This is a genomic window from Lachnospira sp. CLA-JM-H23 (assembly GCF_040096425.1).
GTDB classification, from domain to species: domain Bacteria; phylum Bacillota; class Clostridia; order Lachnospirales; family Lachnospiraceae; genus Lachnospira; species Lachnospira rogosae.
This window is the reverse complement of record NZ_JBBMET010000002.1, coordinates 220693-238973: the sequence shown is the minus strand read 5'-3', so window position 1 is coordinate 238973 and position 18281 is coordinate 220693. Positions and strand designations below refer to the sequence as shown.

General features: G+C 34.1%; 22 protein-coding genes. 7 read left to right on the top strand and 15 right to left on the bottom strand.

The features are described from left to right. Positions 1-112 precede the first annotated feature (112 nt). The 6 genes from lspA to WMO42_RS03470 all read left to right on the top strand — a co-directional run bounded on the left by lspA (position 113) and on the right by WMO42_RS03470 (position 5495). Positions 113-673 carry a signal peptidase II gene (gene lspA, locus WMO42_RS03495; RefSeq protein WP_349191574.1) on the top strand — a complete coding sequence of 187 codons (561 nt, stop codon included), beginning with the start codon at positions 113-115 and terminating at the stop codon, positions 671-673. Between the two features lie 57 nt (positions 674-730). Continuing rightward, positions 731-1699: an RluA family pseudouridine synthase gene (locus WMO42_RS03490; protein ID WP_349191573.1), complete on the top strand. Its 969-nt coding sequence runs from the start codon at positions 731-733 to the stop codon at positions 1697-1699. 114 nt (positions 1700-1813) lie between these two features. Next, positions 1814-2344: a hypothetical protein gene (locus WMO42_RS03485; RefSeq protein ID WP_022501771.1), complete on the top strand. Its 531-nt coding sequence runs from the start codon at positions 1814-1816 to the stop codon at positions 2342-2344. A 133-nt stretch (positions 2345-2477) separates the two neighbouring features. Beyond that, positions 2478-3113 (top strand): cytidylate kinase-like family protein, encoded by a 636-nt coding sequence (locus WMO42_RS03480; protein WP_022501770.1) that lies wholly within the window; start codon positions 2478-2480, stop codon positions 3111-3113. Positions 3114-3256: 143 nt separating this feature from the next. After that, positions 3257-3817: a L,D-transpeptidase gene (locus WMO42_RS03475; protein WP_349191572.1), complete on the top strand. Its 561-nt coding sequence runs from the start codon at positions 3257-3259 to the stop codon at positions 3815-3817. A gap of 154 nt (positions 3818-3971) precedes the next feature. Further along, positions 3972-5495 carry a sodium/proline symporter gene (locus tag WMO42_RS03470; protein WP_055174724.1) on the top strand — a complete coding sequence of 508 codons (1524 nt, stop codon included), beginning with the start codon at positions 3972-3974 and terminating at the stop codon, positions 5493-5495. A gap of 169 nt (positions 5496-5664) precedes the next feature. Here the strand turns inward: WMO42_RS03470 and WMO42_RS03465 are convergent, their stop codons facing one another. Beyond that, positions 5665-6918 (bottom strand): DEAD/DEAH box helicase, encoded by a 1254-nt coding sequence (locus WMO42_RS03465; protein ID WP_055174727.1) that lies wholly within the window; start codon positions 6916-6918, stop codon positions 5665-5667. A 65-nt stretch (positions 6919-6983) separates the two neighbouring features. Beyond that, the gene (locus WMO42_RS03460; protein WP_349191571.1) at positions 6984-7469 is read right to left on the bottom strand and encodes a LysM peptidoglycan-binding domain-containing protein; all 486 of its coding nucleotides are present in this window, start codon (positions 7467-7469) and stop codon (positions 6984-6986) included. Between the two features lie 186 nt (positions 7470-7655). Here WMO42_RS03460 and lexA point away from each other — a divergent pair, with 186 nt between their 5' ends. Beyond that, entirely contained in the window at positions 7656-8276 is a 621-nt protein-coding gene (lexA, locus tag WMO42_RS03455) for a transcriptional repressor LexA (protein ID WP_022501765.1), read from the top strand. Positions 8277-8425: 149 nt separating this feature from the next. Here lexA and rsfS read toward each other — a convergent pair whose 3' ends face one another. The 13 genes from rsfS to hisD all read right to left on the bottom strand — a co-directional run bounded on the left by rsfS (position 8426) and on the right by hisD (position 18229). Beyond that, the gene (rsfS, locus tag WMO42_RS03450) at positions 8426-8782 is read right to left on the bottom strand and encodes a ribosome silencing factor (protein ID WP_022501764.1); all 357 of its coding nucleotides are present in this window, start codon (positions 8780-8782) and stop codon (positions 8426-8428) included. 44 nt (positions 8783-8826) lie between these two features. Then, the gene (gene yqeK, locus WMO42_RS03445; RefSeq protein ID WP_022501763.1) at positions 8827-9405 is read right to left on the bottom strand and encodes a bis(5'-nucleosyl)-tetraphosphatase (symmetrical) YqeK; all 579 of its coding nucleotides are present in this window, start codon (positions 9403-9405) and stop codon (positions 8827-8829) included. A gap of 146 nt (positions 9406-9551) precedes the next feature. Continuing rightward, positions 9552-10169 carry a nicotinate (nicotinamide) nucleotide adenylyltransferase gene (gene nadD / locus WMO42_RS03440; protein WP_055174734.1) on the bottom strand — a complete coding sequence of 206 codons (618 nt, stop codon included), beginning with the start codon at positions 10167-10169 and terminating at the stop codon, positions 9552-9554. Between the two features lie 58 nt (positions 10170-10227). Further along, entirely contained in the window at positions 10228-10533 is a 306-nt protein-coding gene (gene yhbY, locus WMO42_RS03435) for a ribosome assembly RNA-binding protein YhbY (protein ID WP_022207054.1), read from the bottom strand. Between the two features lie 117 nt (positions 10534-10650). Then, positions 10651-11949, bottom strand: coding sequence for a GTPase ObgE (obgE, locus tag WMO42_RS03430; protein WP_022501761.1), 1299 nt, complete (start codon positions 11947-11949; stop codon positions 10651-10653). A 237-nt stretch (positions 11950-12186) separates the two neighbouring features. Continuing rightward, positions 12187-12477, bottom strand: a complete 291-nt coding sequence (gene rpmA / locus WMO42_RS03425; protein WP_022205379.1) for a 50S ribosomal protein L27 — start codon at positions 12475-12477, stop codon at positions 12187-12189. A 4-nt stretch (positions 12478-12481) separates the two neighbouring features. Continuing rightward, positions 12482-12811, bottom strand: a complete 330-nt coding sequence (locus WMO42_RS03420; RefSeq protein ID WP_022501760.1) for a ribosomal-processing cysteine protease Prp — start codon at positions 12809-12811, stop codon at positions 12482-12484. Positions 12812-12840: 29 nt separating this feature from the next. Next, positions 12841-13149 (bottom strand): 50S ribosomal protein L21, encoded by a 309-nt coding sequence (rplU, locus tag WMO42_RS03415; RefSeq protein WP_022205377.1) that lies wholly within the window; start codon positions 13147-13149, stop codon positions 12841-12843. Positions 13150-13289: 140 nt separating this feature from the next. Next, on the bottom strand, positions 13290-13871 hold the full coding sequence (locus tag WMO42_RS03410; protein WP_349191570.1) for a phosphatase PAP2 family protein: 582 nt from the start codon (positions 13869-13871) through the stop codon (positions 13290-13292). A gap of 4 nt (positions 13872-13875) precedes the next feature. Further along, positions 13876-15108, bottom strand: a complete 1233-nt coding sequence (locus WMO42_RS03405; protein ID WP_349191569.1) for a ribonuclease E/G — start codon at positions 15106-15108, stop codon at positions 13876-13878. A gap of 20 nt (positions 15109-15128) precedes the next feature. After that, the gene (gene hisA, locus WMO42_RS03400; RefSeq protein ID WP_022501757.1) at positions 15129-16217 is read right to left on the bottom strand and encodes a 1-(5-phosphoribosyl)-5-[(5-phosphoribosylamino)methylideneamino]imidazole-4-carboxamide isomerase; all 1089 of its coding nucleotides are present in this window, start codon (positions 16215-16217) and stop codon (positions 15129-15131) included. 32 nt (positions 16218-16249) lie between these two features. Then, positions 16250-16849 (bottom strand): imidazoleglycerol-phosphate dehydratase HisB, encoded by a 600-nt coding sequence (hisB, locus tag WMO42_RS03395; protein WP_082421569.1) that lies wholly within the window; start codon positions 16847-16849, stop codon positions 16250-16252. 90 nt (positions 16850-16939) lie between these two features. Next, positions 16940-18229 carry a histidinol dehydrogenase gene (gene hisD, locus WMO42_RS03390; protein WP_055174742.1) on the bottom strand — a complete coding sequence of 430 codons (1290 nt, stop codon included), beginning with the start codon at positions 18227-18229 and terminating at the stop codon, positions 16940-16942. Positions 18230-18281: the final 52 nt, after the last annotated feature.

The window sequence follows — 18281 nt, the reverse complement described above, 5'->3', positions numbered from 1 at the left end:
ATACACACTTGCACGAAGCTCTGGTTTAACGCTAACGACCGTGCTTGGCGTGGGAATGTGCAAAGCACATTCTGTTTTATAAAGAGAACATAATAATTGGAGAATAGAGTATATGTCAGATACAGATATTATCAACACAGCACAGCAGGATTTTAACTGCATTAGTAAGAAAAGACGAATATTAAGCCTTGTCTTATATATTGTTATAACAGCAGTGCTTACACAGATAGACCAGATAACTAAGTATATAGCTGAACAAAGGCTGTACAATAAGCCGGATTTTGTAATTATTAAAGATGTTCTTCATCTTACATATCTTAGAAATAACGGAAGTGCGTTTGGAATGTTTAGCGGAAAGATTAATGCCTTTCTGGTGCTTACAGTAATTATGATATGTTTAATTACATACGTAGTTCTTAAGACACCATTAATCAGGAAATATATACCTGTATACATAACCTGTATATTACTTGCTGCTGGAGCTATAGGAAACTTTATAGATAGGGTGAGATTTGGATATGTTCGTGATTTTATATATTTCAAAATAATTAATTTTCCGGTATTTAATGTAGCAGATTGTTATGTTACAGTGTCAGTTATTATATTTATAATACTTATTCTTTTTGTATATAAGAATGAAGATGATTTTGCGTTCTTATCTTTAAAGAAATAAGCAGGGCAATATATTAATTATATGAATCTTGGATTATTACCAGAATTGAGGAATAGAATGCAGAATAATATGATTGACGAAATAATAAATACGGATAAAGAAAATTTGCTGGAAGATACTACATTTATTGTAGATATTGATGACAAGAATACACGAATTGACAAGTATCTTTCTGATGAACTGGCAGATGTATCACGTTCAAGAATACAGAAGCTGCTTGATGAGGGTATGATTACTGTCAATAATAACAAAGTCAAATCCAATTATAAGGTTGCGGCTGATGATATTATAAATGTACATATTCCTGAGCTTGTAGTTCCTGAAATTGTTCCTGAGGATATTCCGCTTGATATAGTGTATGAAGATGATGACATAATAGTTATTAATAAGCCAAAAGGTATGGTTGTACATCCAGCTGCAGGGCACTATAGTGGAACGCTTGTTAATGCCCTGATGTATCATTGCCGTGATAATCTATCGGGAATTAATGGTGTATTAAGACCGGGAATAGTTCACAGAATTGATATGAATACAACAGGTGTTATCGTTGCCTGCAAGAATGATTATGCACATAATTTTATTGCACAGCAGTTAAGTGTTCATTCTATTACAAGAAAATATTATGCCATAGTACATAATCAATTTAATAACACTGAGGGTGTTGTAGATGCTCCGATTGGCCGCAATCCATCAGATAGAAAGAAGATGGCAGTTGATAAAAAGAATGGTAAAAGGGCAGTAACGCATTATAGGGTATTAGAACAATTTGGCAAATTCAGCTACATTGAATGTCAGTTAGAAACCGGACGGACACATCAGATAAGAGTTCATATGGCAAGTATAGGACATCCGCTGCTTGGAGATGATGTATATGGAAGCGGCAAATCTCCATTTAATCTGTGTGGACAGACCTTGCACGCAGGTGTTCTTGGCTTTATACATCCGACAACCAAAGAGTATGTGGAATATAGTGCAGATTTGCCAGAATATTTTCAAAAGGTTATTAGCCGGTTAAGGAACAGTTAAGTCATATTATACAGAAGCAGATAACAGTATATAATTATTTATATAGTAAATATCAAGTGTTGTCTGGGCACTTCAATATGACAGATATCAGGATTTATAGCAGGTAGTAGGATTATGAGAAGGAAAGAGTTTATTGATACTATATTAAATGGTATTTCGGATACATTTGATATATATCATAATTATTGGTTTAACAATAGAAAATTTGTCATATACGCATATAATTACAAGAACAGGGATAAGTTCTCGACAACTGATTCTGCAAAATTATGGGATATGAAATGTTTTGAGCATTTATTCTTTATTAACAGTGATTCACTTGATGAAGAACAGTTAAAGGATCTTGTTAAGTTCACGATTGAGCAGATAGAACCGCATTTTGTCCGTAATGATAACAAACTTCCTTGTAAAAATCATATGTATTCGTATATTTCATTTATAATTATTACAAGAAATAAGCCTGATGATAATGTAAAGCTTATGATAGAGAAGACTAACATTGTAAAGAAATATATGTTTGGAGCAAGAGGGTACAGTAATATCCGCCTGGTCTGTGTTACCCCAAGCCAGTTCAGCGTTATTTCCAACCGATATGGCAAAGAAATATCCGATTATCTTAAGAAGATGATGTCCAGCGGTTATTAATAAATATCAAAAATATTGTGTAAAATGAATGAATTTTGCATAAAATAGCTGGATTTTATATACAATTTAATGTATAATACAACTAAATCAAAGAGCTGTTTGAAATATTTAGGTAACCGGGAGGTAATGTATTATGGATGAAAGAACAGTAATTACAATAGGTCGTGAATTTGGTAGTGGCGGACACGAGATAGGAATGAAGCTTGCTGAGAAGTTAGGAATTAAATGTTATGATAAGGAACTTCTTCAGGTTGCTGCAAAGGAAAGTGGATTGTGTGAGGAGTTATTTGCCTCTCAGGATGAAAAGCCTACTAACAGTTTCCTTTATTCTTTGGTTATGGATACATATTCACTTGGTTATTCTAATTCATATGTTGATATGCCAATTAATCACAAAGTATTCTTGGCACAGTTTGATGCAATAAAGAAGCTTGCAGCTAAAGAGTCTTGTGTGATTGTTGGACGTTGTGCAGACTATGCACTTGAAGATGATCCATTTGCAGTAAGTGTATGGATTAAAGCAAGTCTTGATGAAAGAATTAAGAGAATTAAGAAGTTATATGAACTAAATGATTCTAAGGCGGCTGATCTTATACAGAAGACAGATAAGAAGAGAGCAAGCTACTACAATTATTATTCAAGTAAGAAGTGGGGCGAAGCTAAGAGCTATGATTTATGTATAGATAGTGGTCTTGTAGGCATTGATGGAGCTATTGAGCTTATATTAAAGTTCATAGAACTTAAAGAGAAAAATCAGAATAATGGTTAATTGATATGGAAATTCGTGGTTATAAGCGCATAAAGAAGAAAGATATTAAAAGATGGTTCAAAGGCAGTAATTTAATAGTATATATTTTAATTTTACTGTTGCTTTTATTGATATTGTTGTTTGCATTTAAGACGATAGTCAGTATGCATAATGATAATGTATCATCAGATAGTGATGAGTCTGCAGATACAACAGAGGAAGATACCGGTTCAACAACAGAGGAGTCTGCATATATAGCAAAGAACCAGTCGTATAAGATTAGAATTAATGTCAGCAGGAACATTGCTATTATATACAGTATAGGTTCTAATAATGGGTTCGATAATGTTGTGAAGGCTTTTTATGTATCTGTTAACAGTAATATTAATACGGGTGATACATTTATATCAGAGAAGGCTGAGTGGCGTAAGCTTGATATTACTGGATATGGTCATTATAGTACAAGACTTAATAATTCAGAATATATATGTTCATCTGCATATTTTACCAAGACAGTTGGTAATATGAATATAGATGAGTATAATAAAATGGGAACAAGTGCTTCAAGCGGTTCAATCTATATGACACCTGCCGATGCCAAATGGATATATAATAACTGCGGTGTTAATACACAGGTGCAGATAGAGAATGATTTCGATATCCCTTCTTCAGTTAATATAACAGAATTTAAAAAATATAATTATGTTGATAAACTCGAAGAATAAATATGAGTATCATATAATTTGTCTTAATATAAAGATGAATTATATGATACTTTTTTTGTGACAATTTTTGACTAAAGGTCATAATTTGTGATATACTTTAAAAGTTATTATAAAAATTACATAAATTAACAAAAATTAACAAAGGGAGAAAATTATGTCACAGATTATTATTATGGCAACGATAATTATATATCTTGCCGCAGTTGTGTACATTGGTGTTCTATGTTCAAAGAAGAACAACGCCGTTGATGATTTTTATCTTGGTGGACGAAAGTTAGGACCATTTGTTACAGCTATGAGTGCAGAAGCGTCTGATATGAGTAGCTGGCTTTTAATGGGACTGCCAGGACTTGCTTATCTTACAGGTGTTGCGGATGCAGCGTGGACAGCTATAGGTCTTGCAATAGGAACATATGTGAACTGGCTGATTGTAGCTAAAAGAATACGTAAATATACACAAGCATATGATTCATTTACAATTCCTGATTTCTTTTCAAAGAGATTTGGAGATGAAAAGAGAATATTAACATTAATAGCTGCTATAGTTATTGTAGTATTCTTTATTCCATATACAGCTTCAGGATTTGCCGCCTGTGGTAAGCTGTTTTCAAGTCTTTTTGGATTTAATTATTTAACAGCAATGATAATAAGTGCAATTGTTATTGTTGCATATTGTACATTAGGTGGATTTCTTGCCGCTAGTATGACAGATTTAATTCAAAGTATAGTTATGACAATAGCACTGGTTGTAGTTGTTGTATATGGTGTTAATGTTGCAGGTGGCTTTGATATGGTTATGGAAAATTCCAAAGCACTTCCAGGATATCTTGGATTATTTGATACATATTCAGCAGCGACTAATTCAGCAGAGCCTTACAGCCTGCTTAAAATTGCATCTATGTTAGCGTGGGGACTTGGATACTTTGGTATGCCACATGTATTATTGAGATTTATGGCTATAGAGGACGAAGAAAAGCTTAAATTATCAAGAAGAGTTGCTTCTATATGGGTAGTTATTTCTTTATCTGTAGCTGTATTTATTGGTATTGTTGGTCTTAGTATGACTAAGGCAGGTGCTATTGAAACACTTACAGGAAGTAACTCTGAGACGATAATTGTAAAAATAGCACATTTATTATCTACACACGGAGTTGCCACAGCCATAATTTCTGGTGTTATATTAGCAGGAATTCTTGCAGCGACAATGTCTACAGCAGATTCACAGTTACTAGCAGCAGCTTCAAGTATTTCACAGAATATACTTACAGATGTGTTCCATATTAAAATATCTAAAAAGGCATCTATGAATGTAGCTAGAATTACAGTTGTAATTATATCTGTAATTTCAATTATTCTCGCATCAAATCCGGACAGTTCTGTATTTGAAATTGTATCATTTGCGTGGGCTGGATTTGGAGCTACATTTGGACCTGTTGTATTATGTGCATTATTCTGGAAAAAAGCTAATAAATATGGAATTACTGCTGGAATGATATCTGGTGGAATTATGATATTCGTATGGAAATATGGAATATCTAAGCTTGGAGGAATATTCTCAATATATGAATTGCTTCCAGCATTCATTGTTGCATTACTTGTTATAGTTATTGTAAGTTATGCAACAGGCGGTCCATCAAAGGAAGTTATTGAAAAGTTTGAAGAAGTTAAAAATAAGTAATTAGATATAATAAATACAATATAACGCCGATAAACTGAGATTTATCGGCGTTATATGTTTAACTTATACTGCTCTTTTTATGGATTTTTATAGATAATAAAAGCTATTGTTAATTACTGTAGGCATTATACAACAATAAATATAACAATAGCTTTGAATTATTTATAGATTATTTAGCAACAAGCCTTCCCTGATATAGCTTTTTCTGGAGCATATTAATATGGAATTCTTTCTGGTATTTCTTTATCTTGTTAGTTTCATTCTCGGTTATAATAGATAAAGCCAGTCCCTGATTGCCGTTACGTCCACATCGTCCAACACGATGTATGTATTCTTTTGATTCCTCAGGCAGATTTACATTAATAACAACATCAATATCATCAATCTGAAGTCCTCTTGCAGCTATATCTGTGGCCAGTAATAACTGGAGCTTTCCTGAGCGGAATTTATCAAGTGTATTACGCTTGGTTGTTGCATCTGCATTGCTTGAAAGGTAACCCACATTATAATTATGATATAAGAGCTTTTGGAGTGATTCTTCAAGGTCATATTTGGTGTTAATAAAGATTATTGCCTTGGAAGGTTTAACCGCCTTAATAAGCTTTCTAAGAGTTTCTATGCGTTCACGTCTGTCTGTTATAACATAGTTATGCTTTATTGTTGAAGGAATTACACTTTCAGAAGCTTTGATAGAATTAATATCAATGTCTATAGGTTTAAATGTAAGGCTGTTAGCTTCTTTGCGTGTCTTCTTATCTATGCTTGCAGAAAAAAGAAGAACTTGAGTATACTTCATAAGTGACTTTCTTATCGAATGAACGTGTTCAATATAAGTCTTTCCAAGAAGCTTGTCAGCTTCATCTAATACGAGTGACTTTACTTCGTGTACCTTAATCTTCTTCATATTGATAAGCTGACATATTCTTGCAGGTGTTCCAATAAGAATTGAAGGCTTAGACTTAAGATTATCAATCTGTCTGTTAATATTACCCTCTCCAGTTACAAACATAGATGTATATGGACAACCCTCATATGAGAATAACTGTTCAGCCTGATGGTTTACCTGGGAAGCAAGTTCACCATTAGGAACAAGGATTATAGCCTGAATATTCTTTGAATGAGTAGGCTTATGTCCATTATAGGTGTTCTTATTATTCACAGTGCTTCCAGCGTTGTTATTCTTAGAGCTAATATCAGCATTGTTATTCTTGAAACTATTATTATTGCCTGTTATATGTGAAATTATAGGGCAAAGATAAGCTAAAGTCTTACCTGTTCCAGTTCCTGAGCATACAATTACATCTTTATTGTTAGATATATGCTTATAAGTCTTAGCCTGTACATCTGTCATATCTGTTATGCCGGACTGAGAAAGTATTGAAACAACATTAGTATCAATATTATCTATATCTTTAAATAACATATTTATATATCTCCATTCTGTATAGTATTATAATATATTATTCTATCAGATTAGATGTTAAAAGTCTAATTGTGTTCAGATGAATAATAATATAATAACAGATGATTACCAGTAATTATAGTATCAGATGTCATATTATTAAGCTGCATAATATTATTAATGTATGTATTACGGTCTTCCAGTCCATTATTATAATCAGCTTCTAATGACCATAATGTATCATCAGAAGTTACTTCTACACTTGTATAATACTTCTTTAAATATGGTCTGGTATCTGTCTCAGAGGCTTTAACCATAATAGAGCCAAGTGTTATTACAGCCAGAATAATTACTGGAATTATAAGCTTTAATAAAATATTATTACATATGCAATATCTATTATCAGAATTATTATGCCCTAAGCTGTTATGTTTAATATTGAATATGTTATCACTATTACGCTTATCAATATTGTATTGTCTATTATTAACACTTTCACTATAGTTATTACATTCATTATTATATATATTGATTAAATCTGTATGGCTATGTACTGCTATTGAATTGTTCATAATATTACCTCCAACTGATGCATTTAAAACATATGTTCTTTATATTGGTAATTATAAATTGCGAACAGTTGTTTGTCAATATCAATCGAACATAAATTCAGAAAAAATGTTCTGAAAATACGTTTGCGTTATGGACAGATGTATGTTATTATATTGTATATAGTTATATGATTTGGAGGTAAATATATGGCATATGGCAGAATAACACAGAAACAGTCTGAGATACTTGAATATATAAAGTCACAGATATTGAATAAAGGATATCCACCATCAGTTAGAGATATATGTGCTGCTGTTAATTTAAAGTCAACATCATCAGTACACGCACATCTTGAATCTCTTGAGAAGAATGGTTACATAAGAAGAGATCCAACAAAGTCAAGAACAATAGAGATTATAGATGATAATTTTAATCTTGCCCGCAGAGAGGTAGTTAATGTACCTATTCTTGGCCGTGTAGCTGCCGGAGAGCCTTTACTGGCAGTTGATAATATAACTGGCTACTTCCCTATTCCAGCGGAATTTATGCCTAATGAAGAGTGTTTTATGCTTACTGTTCAGGGTGAAAGTATGATTAATACAGGAATTTACAATGGCGACCACGTTATTGTTAAGAAGTGTAATACTGCTGAGAATTCAGATATTGTTGTAGCACTTATAGATGATTCTGCAACAGTAAAGAGATTTTACAAAGAAGACGGACATATAAGACTTCAGCCAGAGAATGATTTTATGGATCCTATTATAGTTGATGATTGTTCAATAGTCGGTAAGGTTATAGGTCTGATAAGATGGCAGGTTGATTAATTATCTGCACATAATATAGTACATAATACACACTGTATATAGTATCATAATTATAATGTATATAATAAAAGCTGTAAATTTATGAATGGTGATAGATAAATAATACCGATAATCATAAATTTACAGCTTTTATTATTGCTTTTTTATTTTTAGAGCGTATCTACATCAACTTCTTTGCCATCTCGCCATAATCTTTCAAGATTATAGAATGAACGGCTTTCTTCATCAAATATGTGAAGTACAACATCATTATAGTCAAGGAGAATCCAAGAAGCATTGTTGTAACCCTCTACCTTAGGGTCATCAAAGCCAGCCTTGTACATCTGCTCTTCAACATTGTCAACCATAGCCTGCACCTGATTGGCATTGCTTCCGTTGGCAATTATGAAATAATCTGCAAGGATAGATATTTCACTTATATCTATTACTTTTACATCATATCCCTTTTTTTCCTTTAATGCTTCTACAGCTACTTTTGCCATCTGTTTTGAAGTATCTTTTATCATAATATTTAGTCCTTTCTGTTATCATTTTCTATTATTATTAAGGTTTATTTGCATTTATAAAAGTTATAGGTATCCAGAGTAATGCTGTCAATAGGATTGCCTTTTTTGTTAAGATAATTAATTGTATCATTTAATATCTGTAAAACAGCTTTGTCAATATCAGTAAATGCAAGATATCTGATTGTATCAAGATTAGCCGCTTTGTTGCGATATGGTTCAATATAGTCAGCTACAAATACGATTTTCTCAAGCATAGTCATATCAGGATGTCCGGTTGTGTGCCATTTGATAGCACCAAGTATATCTTCATCTTTAATACCATATTTTACATCTGCATAAAATGCACCAAGCTTTGAATGTAAAAGATAAGGGCTTTCGTATTCTGACTTAGTTATTTCTATATTATTCTGTTCACATTCGGTTATTTTTTGTTCGTCTGGAACACATTTTGCACAGTCGTGTAACAGGCCGCTTATATACGCTTTCTGCATATCTACACCATATCTTGATGCAAGACAGGCAGATGTATCTGCAACACCAATAGTGTGTCTGAAACGCATTTTATCACTCTTTAAAGCACGTTTAACATCTTTTCTAAGGCTTTCAATATATGAATTATCCATACCATTTATCTCCATTCTAGTACACTAATAAAGAAGTAAAATAATTAAATGGTTTACTATGCATTGATATATAAATATATATATATTTATATTTATAAATTACCATTTTGCAGCAAAAATCTTTTTGATATTAGTATCTTTTATTTTTAAGCCGTAAAAAATTTTTTATTATACAATCCATTGTCGGCTATATATCCAGCAACCGCATTTCCAACAAACGGCGAAATATTGTGACCTGCCGCCGCTTCATCACGGATAAATGTTGAGCTGAATGGGTAATCATCGCAAGATATTAAGTCTATATGTGCATTATACTTATCTATAAGCCAGTCACGTCTTTTTATAAGCTCATCGAGTGGGTGTTCGTCCCTGTTAGCGGCAAGTATATGACAGTTGGCACATATATAATCAGGCTTATACCATGTATTAAGTGTAAATAATGAGTCTGCACCGATTATAAAGTATATCTTATCATAATCGTCTTTCAGCAGTTTTAATGTATCGGCTGTATAAGTTCTGCCACCACGTTCTATCTCTAATGTTGATAATTCCATATAGTCATAATCTTTAATAGCAAGGCTGACCATATTACAGCGATGTGTGGCAGAAACTATATTGCTGTTGTCCTTATAAGCCGGCGAATATGATGGCATAACAAGAATATATGGTATATTGAATTGTTCGTGTGCCGCTTTGGCAATCGCAATGTGTCCATTGTGGACAGGATTAAATGTACCGCCCATTATTCCAACTATGCCGGACATATAGCCTCCTTAAAAACTCATTATGTTAATTCTGTAATATGATTTATTTAATTTGATATTACTTCTTCTTATTATCCTTAGGAAGTTCAATTTTCTTGTTATCCTTAGACTCTTTATATAATACAATCTTCTTTCCGATAACCTGAACAACCTGTGAGTGTGTTCTCTCAGCTACAATCTGTGCGATTTCCTTAGGATCATCAGCACAGTTCTGAAGAACATTAATCTTTATTAACTCCCTTGCTTCCAATGCCTCGGCTATAGCCTTGGTATTTTCTGGTGTAAGACTATTCTTTCCAAACTGGAATATTGGATCCATAGTCATAGCAAGTCCCTTTAAATATGCACGCTGTTTGCTTGTCATAGTTAATTCCTTTCTTTTATGTGTTTCATTGCATAGTCAGTGATAAGATTATGCAATGAAATATTTATAGTGTCATACATTATTTCTATTAAGTAAGCTCTATAATAATAAAATCTATTAAGCTCTATAATAATCAAATTCAAGATAATCGCCAACCCGTACTGTATCGCCCTCTTCAATTCCAAGTTCTTCAAGTCGGTCGATAGCACCAGAACTCTTCATAAACTTCTGGAAGAAGTTAAAGCCTTTTTCTGACTCAAGGTTAGTGTAACCAAGCATTTTATCAATACGTTCACCTTCAACGATGAATACGCCATTCTCGTCAATATATACATTGTAATTATCATCTGAGTTATCAAGAAGTTCGTCAACATCGAATTCCTTCTCAAATATAACTACATCATCAGGGAAGTTATCAAGAAGCTCTCTTACTGCGTATAAAAGTTCTTTAACGCCCTGTCCGGTTACGGCTGATATTGGGTATACCTTAATGCCTTCCGGCTCAAATGCGGCCTTTATAAGCTCTACAGGGTTAGTTCCTGAGCCGTCATCATATATGGCATCAATCTTATTGGCAGCTATTACCTGAGGCCTTTTAAGAAGATCAGGATTGTAAGCCTCTAATTCTGCATTGATAGCCTTAATATCAGCTATAGGATCTCGTCCCTCAGTAGAAGCTGCATCTACAATATGGATAATAACCTTAGTTCTCTCAATGTGTCTTAAGAACTGGTGTCCAAGACCAACGCCCTCAGAAGCACCCTCTATAAGACCTGGAATATCAGCTATTACAAAGCCCTTACCACCATCTATATCAACAACACCAAGATTAGGGTTAAGTGTTGTGAAATGATAGTTAGCTATCTTTGGACGTGCATTAGTTACTCTTGATAAAAATGTAGATTTACCCACGTTAGGGAAACCAACAAGACCTACATCAGCAATACATTTTAATTCAAGTCTTACCCAGAGCTCTTTAGCTTCCTGTCCCGGCTGTGCATACTGTGGAGCCTGCATTGTAGCTGTGGCATAGTTCATATTACCCTTTCCGCCGCGTCCACCTTTAAGGATAGTTTCTTTCATATTATCGCCTGACATATCAGCAATTACCTTGCCTGATTCGTCATCATATATTACAGTACCTTCAGGAACTTTGATTATAAGGTCTTCTCCGTTCTTTCCAGTACATCTTTTCTTTCCGCCTTCTTCACCGCTCTGTGCGATATACTTGCTATTATGTCTGAAATCACCAAGTGTATTAAGTCCTTTATCTACCTGAAATATGATGTCACCACCGTGTCCACCATTACCGCCATCTGGTCCACCAGCAGGTACATAAAGCTCACGTCTGAAACTTACGTGTCCGTCCCCACCCTTACCAGATTTAATAAATATTCTTACTTTATCTGAAAACATATTAATCTCCATTCTAACGCTGCTAAAAGCCGCTTGTTATATTACATAAATATATAAATAAGCCAATCTGAAATATCATATCTGAAATATCGTATAGCAATATTTGTATTATATATTAAAAGAAATATTGCCTGTTTATAGGTTAAAACAATAATTAGATATTAATTAGTTAATTAATTATCCCCTCTAATTCACAAAAAGCCCCAAATCCGAAGATTTGGAGCTTATAAAAACTAATTAGTTCTCTGAGGCAACAGGATAAACAGAAACCTGCTTCTTATCTCTGCCCTTTCTTTCAAACTTAACAGTTCCATCAACAAGTGCGAATAATGTATCATCGCCACCACGACCAACATTAACACCTGGATGAATCTTTGTTCCACGCTGTCTGTAAAGAATATTACCAGCTAAAACGAACTGTCCATCAGCTCTCTTTGCACCTAATCTCTTAGATTCTGAATCTCTACCATTCTTTGTAGAACCAACACCCTTTTTATGAGCGAAAAACTGAAGGTTCAAATTCAACATAACATTACACCTCCTTGACGGTAATCAATAAGTAATCAGGATTATCAGCAGCCATAGTTCTTAAACCAAGTTCTAAGGCATCTAACAATACCTGTGTTGTATCACTGATATTAGAAGTGACTATGTAATCAATACTAGCCTCCTCATCATCAACCGACATATCATATACGGCATCCGTGAATTGCTCAATCGAATTAATCGTATTGATAGTCAATACAGAAATTGCAGAACAGATAATATCACTACCTTCTTCTGCATAGCCAGCATGTCCTGCTGACTTAAAGCCTACAGTCCTGTTCGTAGCAGACGACTTGTAGATTGTTATATGAGTCATGGATAACACACCTCACATCCGATTAATAATTAAGCATTAATCTTTTCAATCTTAACCTTAGTGAAGAGCTGTCTGTGACCGTTCTTCTTGTGATATCCAGTTTTTCTCTTATACTTATACACGATGACTTTCTTGTCCTTACCTTCTTCAACAACGCTTGCTGTAACTGTTGCTCCTGCTACTGTAGGATCACCAACCTTAGCTTCACCGTTATTAACGAAAAGAACCTGGTCAAATGTAACAGTATCGCCAGCGTTAACACCAAGCTTTTCAACCTTGATTACATCGCCTTCTGAAACTGTGTACTGTTTACCACCTGTTGCAATAATTGCGTACATATGGCACCTCCTAAAATAATTACTCGCCAGTTTTGGAGAGGTAAAATACCTGCTTATGTCCTAACTGAGCGGCACACTAGAATATAATATAGTATCAGTAAACAAATGTCAATAGTCTTAAAAAAATAATTCTAAAAAAATTATAAAATCCACAATCCTATAAATCCGCATATAATTCCATATATAATTCCGGCAATAACATCTTTAATAAAATGCACACCCATAACAACTCTTAATACTGCAAGCACAAGTGTCATAACTAAAAGTATAATACCGACAGGCTGGCATATATATAACCAGCACATTGCAATAATAGTGATTGAGAATATATGTCTGCTTGGCATAGACTCTCCCTCTTTATCTTTTTTTACAATAGGTGTTATATTATATTTTGTATATGGTCTTGGTGAATCAAGACATTTTCTTATAAATGATACAAATATAAATGAAGTTAATGGTGCAAGTATAAGTTTAGCTGTAATAAATACATTAGATGTTTCAACATAACCTGTTGCATCTACGCTTAGAGCAATTGCAGGTGTTGCGATTGTTGATTTGGATCTGGCACATAATACAATAAGAACCATATACGATAGTGCAGTAACATACGGAAGCACTTTATATAATAAGAGCAGAATGTTCTTTAGTGCCTTATGCGTATCAAGGTAATTGTATACAGCATTATATCTTTTTTCATAGCCCGTTAAATTATTCTCTGACATAAACTCACTCTCCGGTTTTGATTAATTCTTTTAATGTCTTGCCATTATTCTTTCGTGTCATTTCAACAAGTCCAAGAGGTGTAATATCAACCACATTAGTCTGGATACTTTCTAATCGGGCGTATTCCTTAAGAACTGATAATAATTTATCCCTGCTTTCCTGCTGTGCCATATTAATAAAATCAATAATAATAATTCCAGAAATATTTCTTAAGCGGAGCTGTCTTATAATTTCAATTCCAGCTTCAATATTAGTCTTTAAAATGTTGTTCTCTTTATCAGCTTCTTTTTTTGCTTTTGTAACATTTTTGCCTGAATTGACATCGACAACACTCATAGCCTCTGTCTGTTCGATTATAATGTAGCCTCCGCATTTAAGCCATACTTTTCTGGATAATGCTTCTGATAATGTCTTTTCGACAGAATAAAGCTTATATAGAGGCAGTAATTCATCTTCATATAATCGTAAACTCATATTGCTGTTATCTTTAAAATGTGTATTAAGCAAATCATAATAATATGGAATATCTGTGATGACTTCGATTGTATTATCAGCACTAAGATGCCTGAGTTCGCTTACCATAGGCGGCTCTTTTTCATAAAGCTTAGTGTAAAATGTTCCAAATACAGCATTCTGTATTATATGTTCGTACTGGTCTATAAGAGAGTAAGCCTCATTAAGTACTGTATTAATATCTGCATTAGCGGCACTGCTTCTTATAATTATTCCATAAGAAAATGTACCTGAAGCCTGAAGTTTATCATTAAAAGCTGTAAGATGTTCTTTAATATAGTCCTTTAGAACAGAAGAAGCTTCTATACATACAGAAGCTTTCTTGCATTTGTTAGATATTGACACACCTTTGACATCACTTGACACTACAATATACTGTCCTGATATATCTATCTTGGAAGTCGCTGTAGGAGGCTTTGTCTTATGGGCATCATTGCTTACCTGTACTAAAAGCTTATCACCAATGTTGACAGCTTTATTATTCTTTGTATTAAGAAATATATTATTCTTATTATTTTCAAGCTGGTAATAGCATTTAATTTTATTTTCAATTTCAACAAAAGCAGAGCTGATGTTTTTAACAACATTTTCAACTCTGCCAATGTATATATTACCAACCAGGCTGCTTTTGTCTACTATATTAAGACTAAGACAACCGTTGTTGTTATACTTTGAATATATTATATTATCGTTAATCTGTGTAATGATATATTTAATAGTCATATCCTGCTCTCATCTATGAATTATAAATCTCTAAGGTACAGATTACGATAGAAACAGCTTCTGTTGCCAGTGTGGCAGGCTGCACCTATCTGACGTACCTTTGCAAGTATTGTATCATTATCACAGTCAATGTCAAGTGAACTTACATACTGGTAATGACCAGAAGTTTCGCCCTTAATCCATAATTCCTGACGGCTTCTGCTGTAATAAGTCATAACCCCTGTATTAACAGTATGGTTATAGGCTTCTTCGTTCATATATGCAACCATAAGCACTTCATTATTGACATAGTCCTGTACAACTACTGGAATTAAACCATCTGAGTTAAGTTTGAAATCAGAAAATGAAAGGCTTGTATTAAGCTTTTTAGAAGCTTCAATTACAGAACTTCCAGATTCAAACATATCAACAGCGTCTTTAAGGTTAATTCTGTTCTCATATAAGGCTTTTCCTATTATTGCTCCGTGGATACCTGCATCATTGATATTCTTTAAATCCTGCACACAGGACATTCCGCCAGAAGCGATTATATTAATTCCTGTCTTATCAGATAAAAGCTTAGTCTGTTCAATATTAGGACCCTGAAGCATACCATCTTTAGATATATCAGTATAGACAATTGTCTGGACACCCATATCTTTCATAGCCAAAGCTAAAGAAAGAGCAGTCTTGTCACTTACCTTTTCCCAGCCTTCAACGGCTACAAGCCCGTCCTTGGCATCAACACCAACAACAATATGTTCAGGTCCGAATTTATCAATTGCCTGCTTTATGAAATCAGGATTTTCAACTGCCTTAGTACCAATAATTACACGGTATACACCAAGGTCGAGAACTTCTTTAATATTCTCAAGTGTTCTTACTCCACCGCCCATCTGGACAGGTATATTGACACTTGATACTATCTTTCTGATTGTGTCAGCATTTACGCCACGCCCCTTTAATGCACCATCCAAGTCAACAGTATGTATGAATTTAGCACCGTCCTGTTCAAAGCCCCTGGCTATTTCATAAGGCTTATCTGAATATACTGTTACATCATTAAAAAGACCTTTTTTTAATCTTACACACTGTCCGTCTTTAATATCAATAGCTGGGTATAATCTCATTGTATGCTCCAATCTTTACTTAATATTTATATTTACAGGCTTCCCTTTGTAGATAATACTGATTTAATTCTTGCATCTTTCATACAAGCTTCATCTAAAGCCTTGGCAAATGCCTTGAACATTCCCTCAATAATGTGGTGGTCATTCTCACCGGTTATCTTTCTTATATGAAGGTTCATTCCTGCACTGTATGATATGGCATAGAAGAATTCTTTAACCATCTGTGTATCAAAATATCCAACCATATCGGAAGTGAATTGTGACTCAAATACAAGATATGGTCTTCCTGATAAATCAATCGCACATAATATAAGTGCTTCATCCATAGGAAGTATAATATCACCGTATCTTCTTATGGACTTCTTATCACCAAGAGCTTTTTTAACAGCTTCTCCAAGCACGATACCAACATCTTCAATAGTATGGTGGCAGTCAACGATTAAGTCGCCTGTAACTTTTAAGTTAAGGTCGAACATACCATGCTTTGCGAAGCTTTTTAGCATATGGTCAAAAAAGCCTATTCCTGTATCTACCTGTGCATTGCCCTCTCCGTCTAGGCACAGAAAAAGCTCTATATCTGTCTCACTTGTCTTTCTATGAATTGTTGCCTGTCTTGCCTGCATATTTGACATATATACGTCCTCGATTCTGATATAATTATATATTAAAGATGTCAGGGTAAAAAAGATATCCTACCCATAACATCACATATAATGTCCGATTTATTCAAAACGAACTTTTATTGAATTAGCGTGTGCAGTAAGATGTTCTGCTGACGCAAAGTTCTCAATATCATTATGTATAGCTTCAAGAGCTTCCCTTGAATAAGATATTATGCTTGATTTCTTAATAAAGTCATCAACACTTAATGCTGAGAAGAATTTAGCTGTACCATTAGTAGGAAGTACATGGTTAGGACCAGCAAAGTAATCTCCAAGAGGCTCTGAGCTGTATTCTCCAAGGAATATTGCACCTGCATTCTTAATCTTAGTCATTACATTAAATGGATCTTTAGTTACAATCTCAAGATGTTCTGATGCTATATCGTTGGCAACTGAAACAGCTTCATTGATATCATCTACAAGAAGAATATAACCATAGTTATCAAGTGATTTAGATATAATCTCACTTCTTGATAGTTCCTTTAAGAAGCCGTCAATCTCAGCAGATACTTTATTGGCAAGCTCACTGCTTGTTGTAATAAGGATTGCTGATGCCATCTCATCGTGTTCAGCCTGAGATAAAAGATCTGCGGCTACATATCTTGGGTTAGCTGTCTCATCAGCAATTACAAGAATTTCACTAGGACCTGCAACAGAGTCTATACTTACATAACCAAACACAGCTTTTTTAGCAAGGGCAACATAGATATTACCCGGACCACATATTTTATCAACTTTTGGAATAGACTCTGTACCATAAGCCATAGCTGCAATTGCCTGAGCACCGCCTGCCTTGTATACAACATCAACGCCAGCCTCATTAGCTGCTACAAGTGTTGTAGGATATACCTTTCCTTCGTGGTCTGGAGGTGTACACATAATAATCTGTTCAACACCCGCTACTTTAGCAGGTACTACGTTCATAAGAACTGATGATGGATAAGCAGCTTTTCCGCCAGGTACATATACACCAGCTCTTGCTAATGGAGTTACTTTCTGTCCAAGAATAGTTCCGTCCGGCTTAGAGTCAAACCAGCTGTACTGCTTCTGCTTTTCGTGGTATTCCTTAATATTCTTAAGAGATTTTCTTATTACATCAACTAAAGCTGGGTCAACCTTTGTGTAGGCTTCCTCAATCTCCTCTTTAGTTACAACGATATTAGAAGCATTAATGTCAGCCTTATCAAAGTCTTTAGTATACTTAAAAAGAGCCTCGTCTTTGTTAGTTCTTACATTTAAAAGAATATCATTAACTGCTGCTTCAAACTTTCCGTAGCTGTTAGGACTTCTTTTTAATAAATCCTCAAGGATATTATTCTTAGTTTCATCTGTTAATTTAACTATTCTCATATAGTCCTCCATCCCATTCGTTGAATGTATATTTTATTATTTAATATAAACA

Coding starts and splice junctions, on each gene's coding strand:
- lspA (WP_349191574.1), top strand. CDS start 113: ATGTCAGATACAGATATTATCAACACAGCACAGCAGGATTTTAACTGC.
- WMO42_RS03490 (WP_349191573.1), top strand. CDS start 731: ATGCAGAATAATATGATTGACGAAATAATAAATACGGATAAAGAAAAT.
- WMO42_RS03485 (WP_022501771.1), top strand. CDS start 1,814: ATGAGAAGGAAAGAGTTTATTGATACTATATTAAATGGTATTTCGGAT.
- WMO42_RS03480 (WP_022501770.1), top strand. CDS start 2,478: ATGGATGAAAGAACAGTAATTACAATAGGTCGTGAATTTGGTAGTGGC.
- WMO42_RS03475 (WP_349191572.1), top strand. CDS start 3,257: ATGCATAATGATAATGTATCATCAGATAGTGATGAGTCTGCAGATACA.
- WMO42_RS03470 (WP_055174724.1), top strand. CDS start 3,972: ATGTCACAGATTATTATTATGGCAACGATAATTATATATCTTGCCGCA.
- WMO42_RS03465 (WP_055174727.1), bottom strand. CDS start 6,918: ATGTTATTTAAAGATATAGATAATATTGATACTAATGTTGTTTCAATA.
- WMO42_RS03460 (WP_349191571.1), bottom strand. CDS start 7,469: ATGAACAATTCAATAGCAGTACATAGCCATACAGATTTAATCAATATA.
- lexA (WP_022501765.1), top strand. CDS start 7,656: ATGGCATATGGCAGAATAACACAGAAACAGTCTGAGATACTTGAATAT.
- rsfS (WP_022501764.1), bottom strand. CDS start 8,782: ATGATAAAAGATACTTCAAAACAGATGGCAAAAGTAGCTGTAGAAGCA.
- yqeK (WP_022501763.1), bottom strand. CDS start 9,405: ATGGATAATTCATATATTGAAAGCCTTAGAAAAGATGTTAAACGTGCT.
- nadD (WP_055174734.1), bottom strand. CDS start 10,169: ATGTCCGGCATAGTTGGAATAATGGGCGGTACATTTAATCCTGTCCAC.
- yhbY (WP_022207054.1), bottom strand. CDS start 10,533: ATGACAAGCAAACAGCGTGCATATTTAAAGGGACTTGCTATGACTATG.
- obgE (WP_022501761.1), bottom strand. CDS start 11,949: ATGTTTTCAGATAAAGTAAGAATATTTATTAAATCTGGTAAGGGTGGG.
- rpmA (WP_022205379.1), bottom strand. CDS start 12,477: ATGTTGAATTTGAACCTTCAGTTTTTCGCTCATAAAAAGGGTGTTGGT.
- WMO42_RS03420 (WP_022501760.1), bottom strand. CDS start 12,811: ATGACTCATATAACAATCTACAAGTCGTCTGCTACGAACAGGACTGTA.
- rplU (WP_022205377.1), bottom strand. CDS start 13,149: ATGTACGCAATTATTGCAACAGGTGGTAAACAGTACACAGTTTCAGAA.
- WMO42_RS03410 (WP_349191570.1), bottom strand. CDS start 13,871: ATGTCAGAGAATAATTTAACGGGCTATGAAAAAAGATATAATGCTGTA.
- WMO42_RS03405 (WP_349191569.1), bottom strand. CDS start 15,108: ATGACTATTAAATATATCATTACACAGATTAACGATAATATAATATAT.
- hisA (WP_022501757.1), bottom strand. CDS start 16,217: ATGAGATTATACCCAGCTATTGATATTAAAGACGGACAGTGTGTAAGA.
- hisB (WP_082421569.1), bottom strand. CDS start 16,849: ATGTCAAATATGCAGGCAAGACAGGCAACAATTCATAGAAAGACAAGT.
- hisD (WP_055174742.1), bottom strand. CDS start 18,229: ATGAGAATAGTTAAATTAACAGATGAAACTAAGAATAATATCCTTGAG.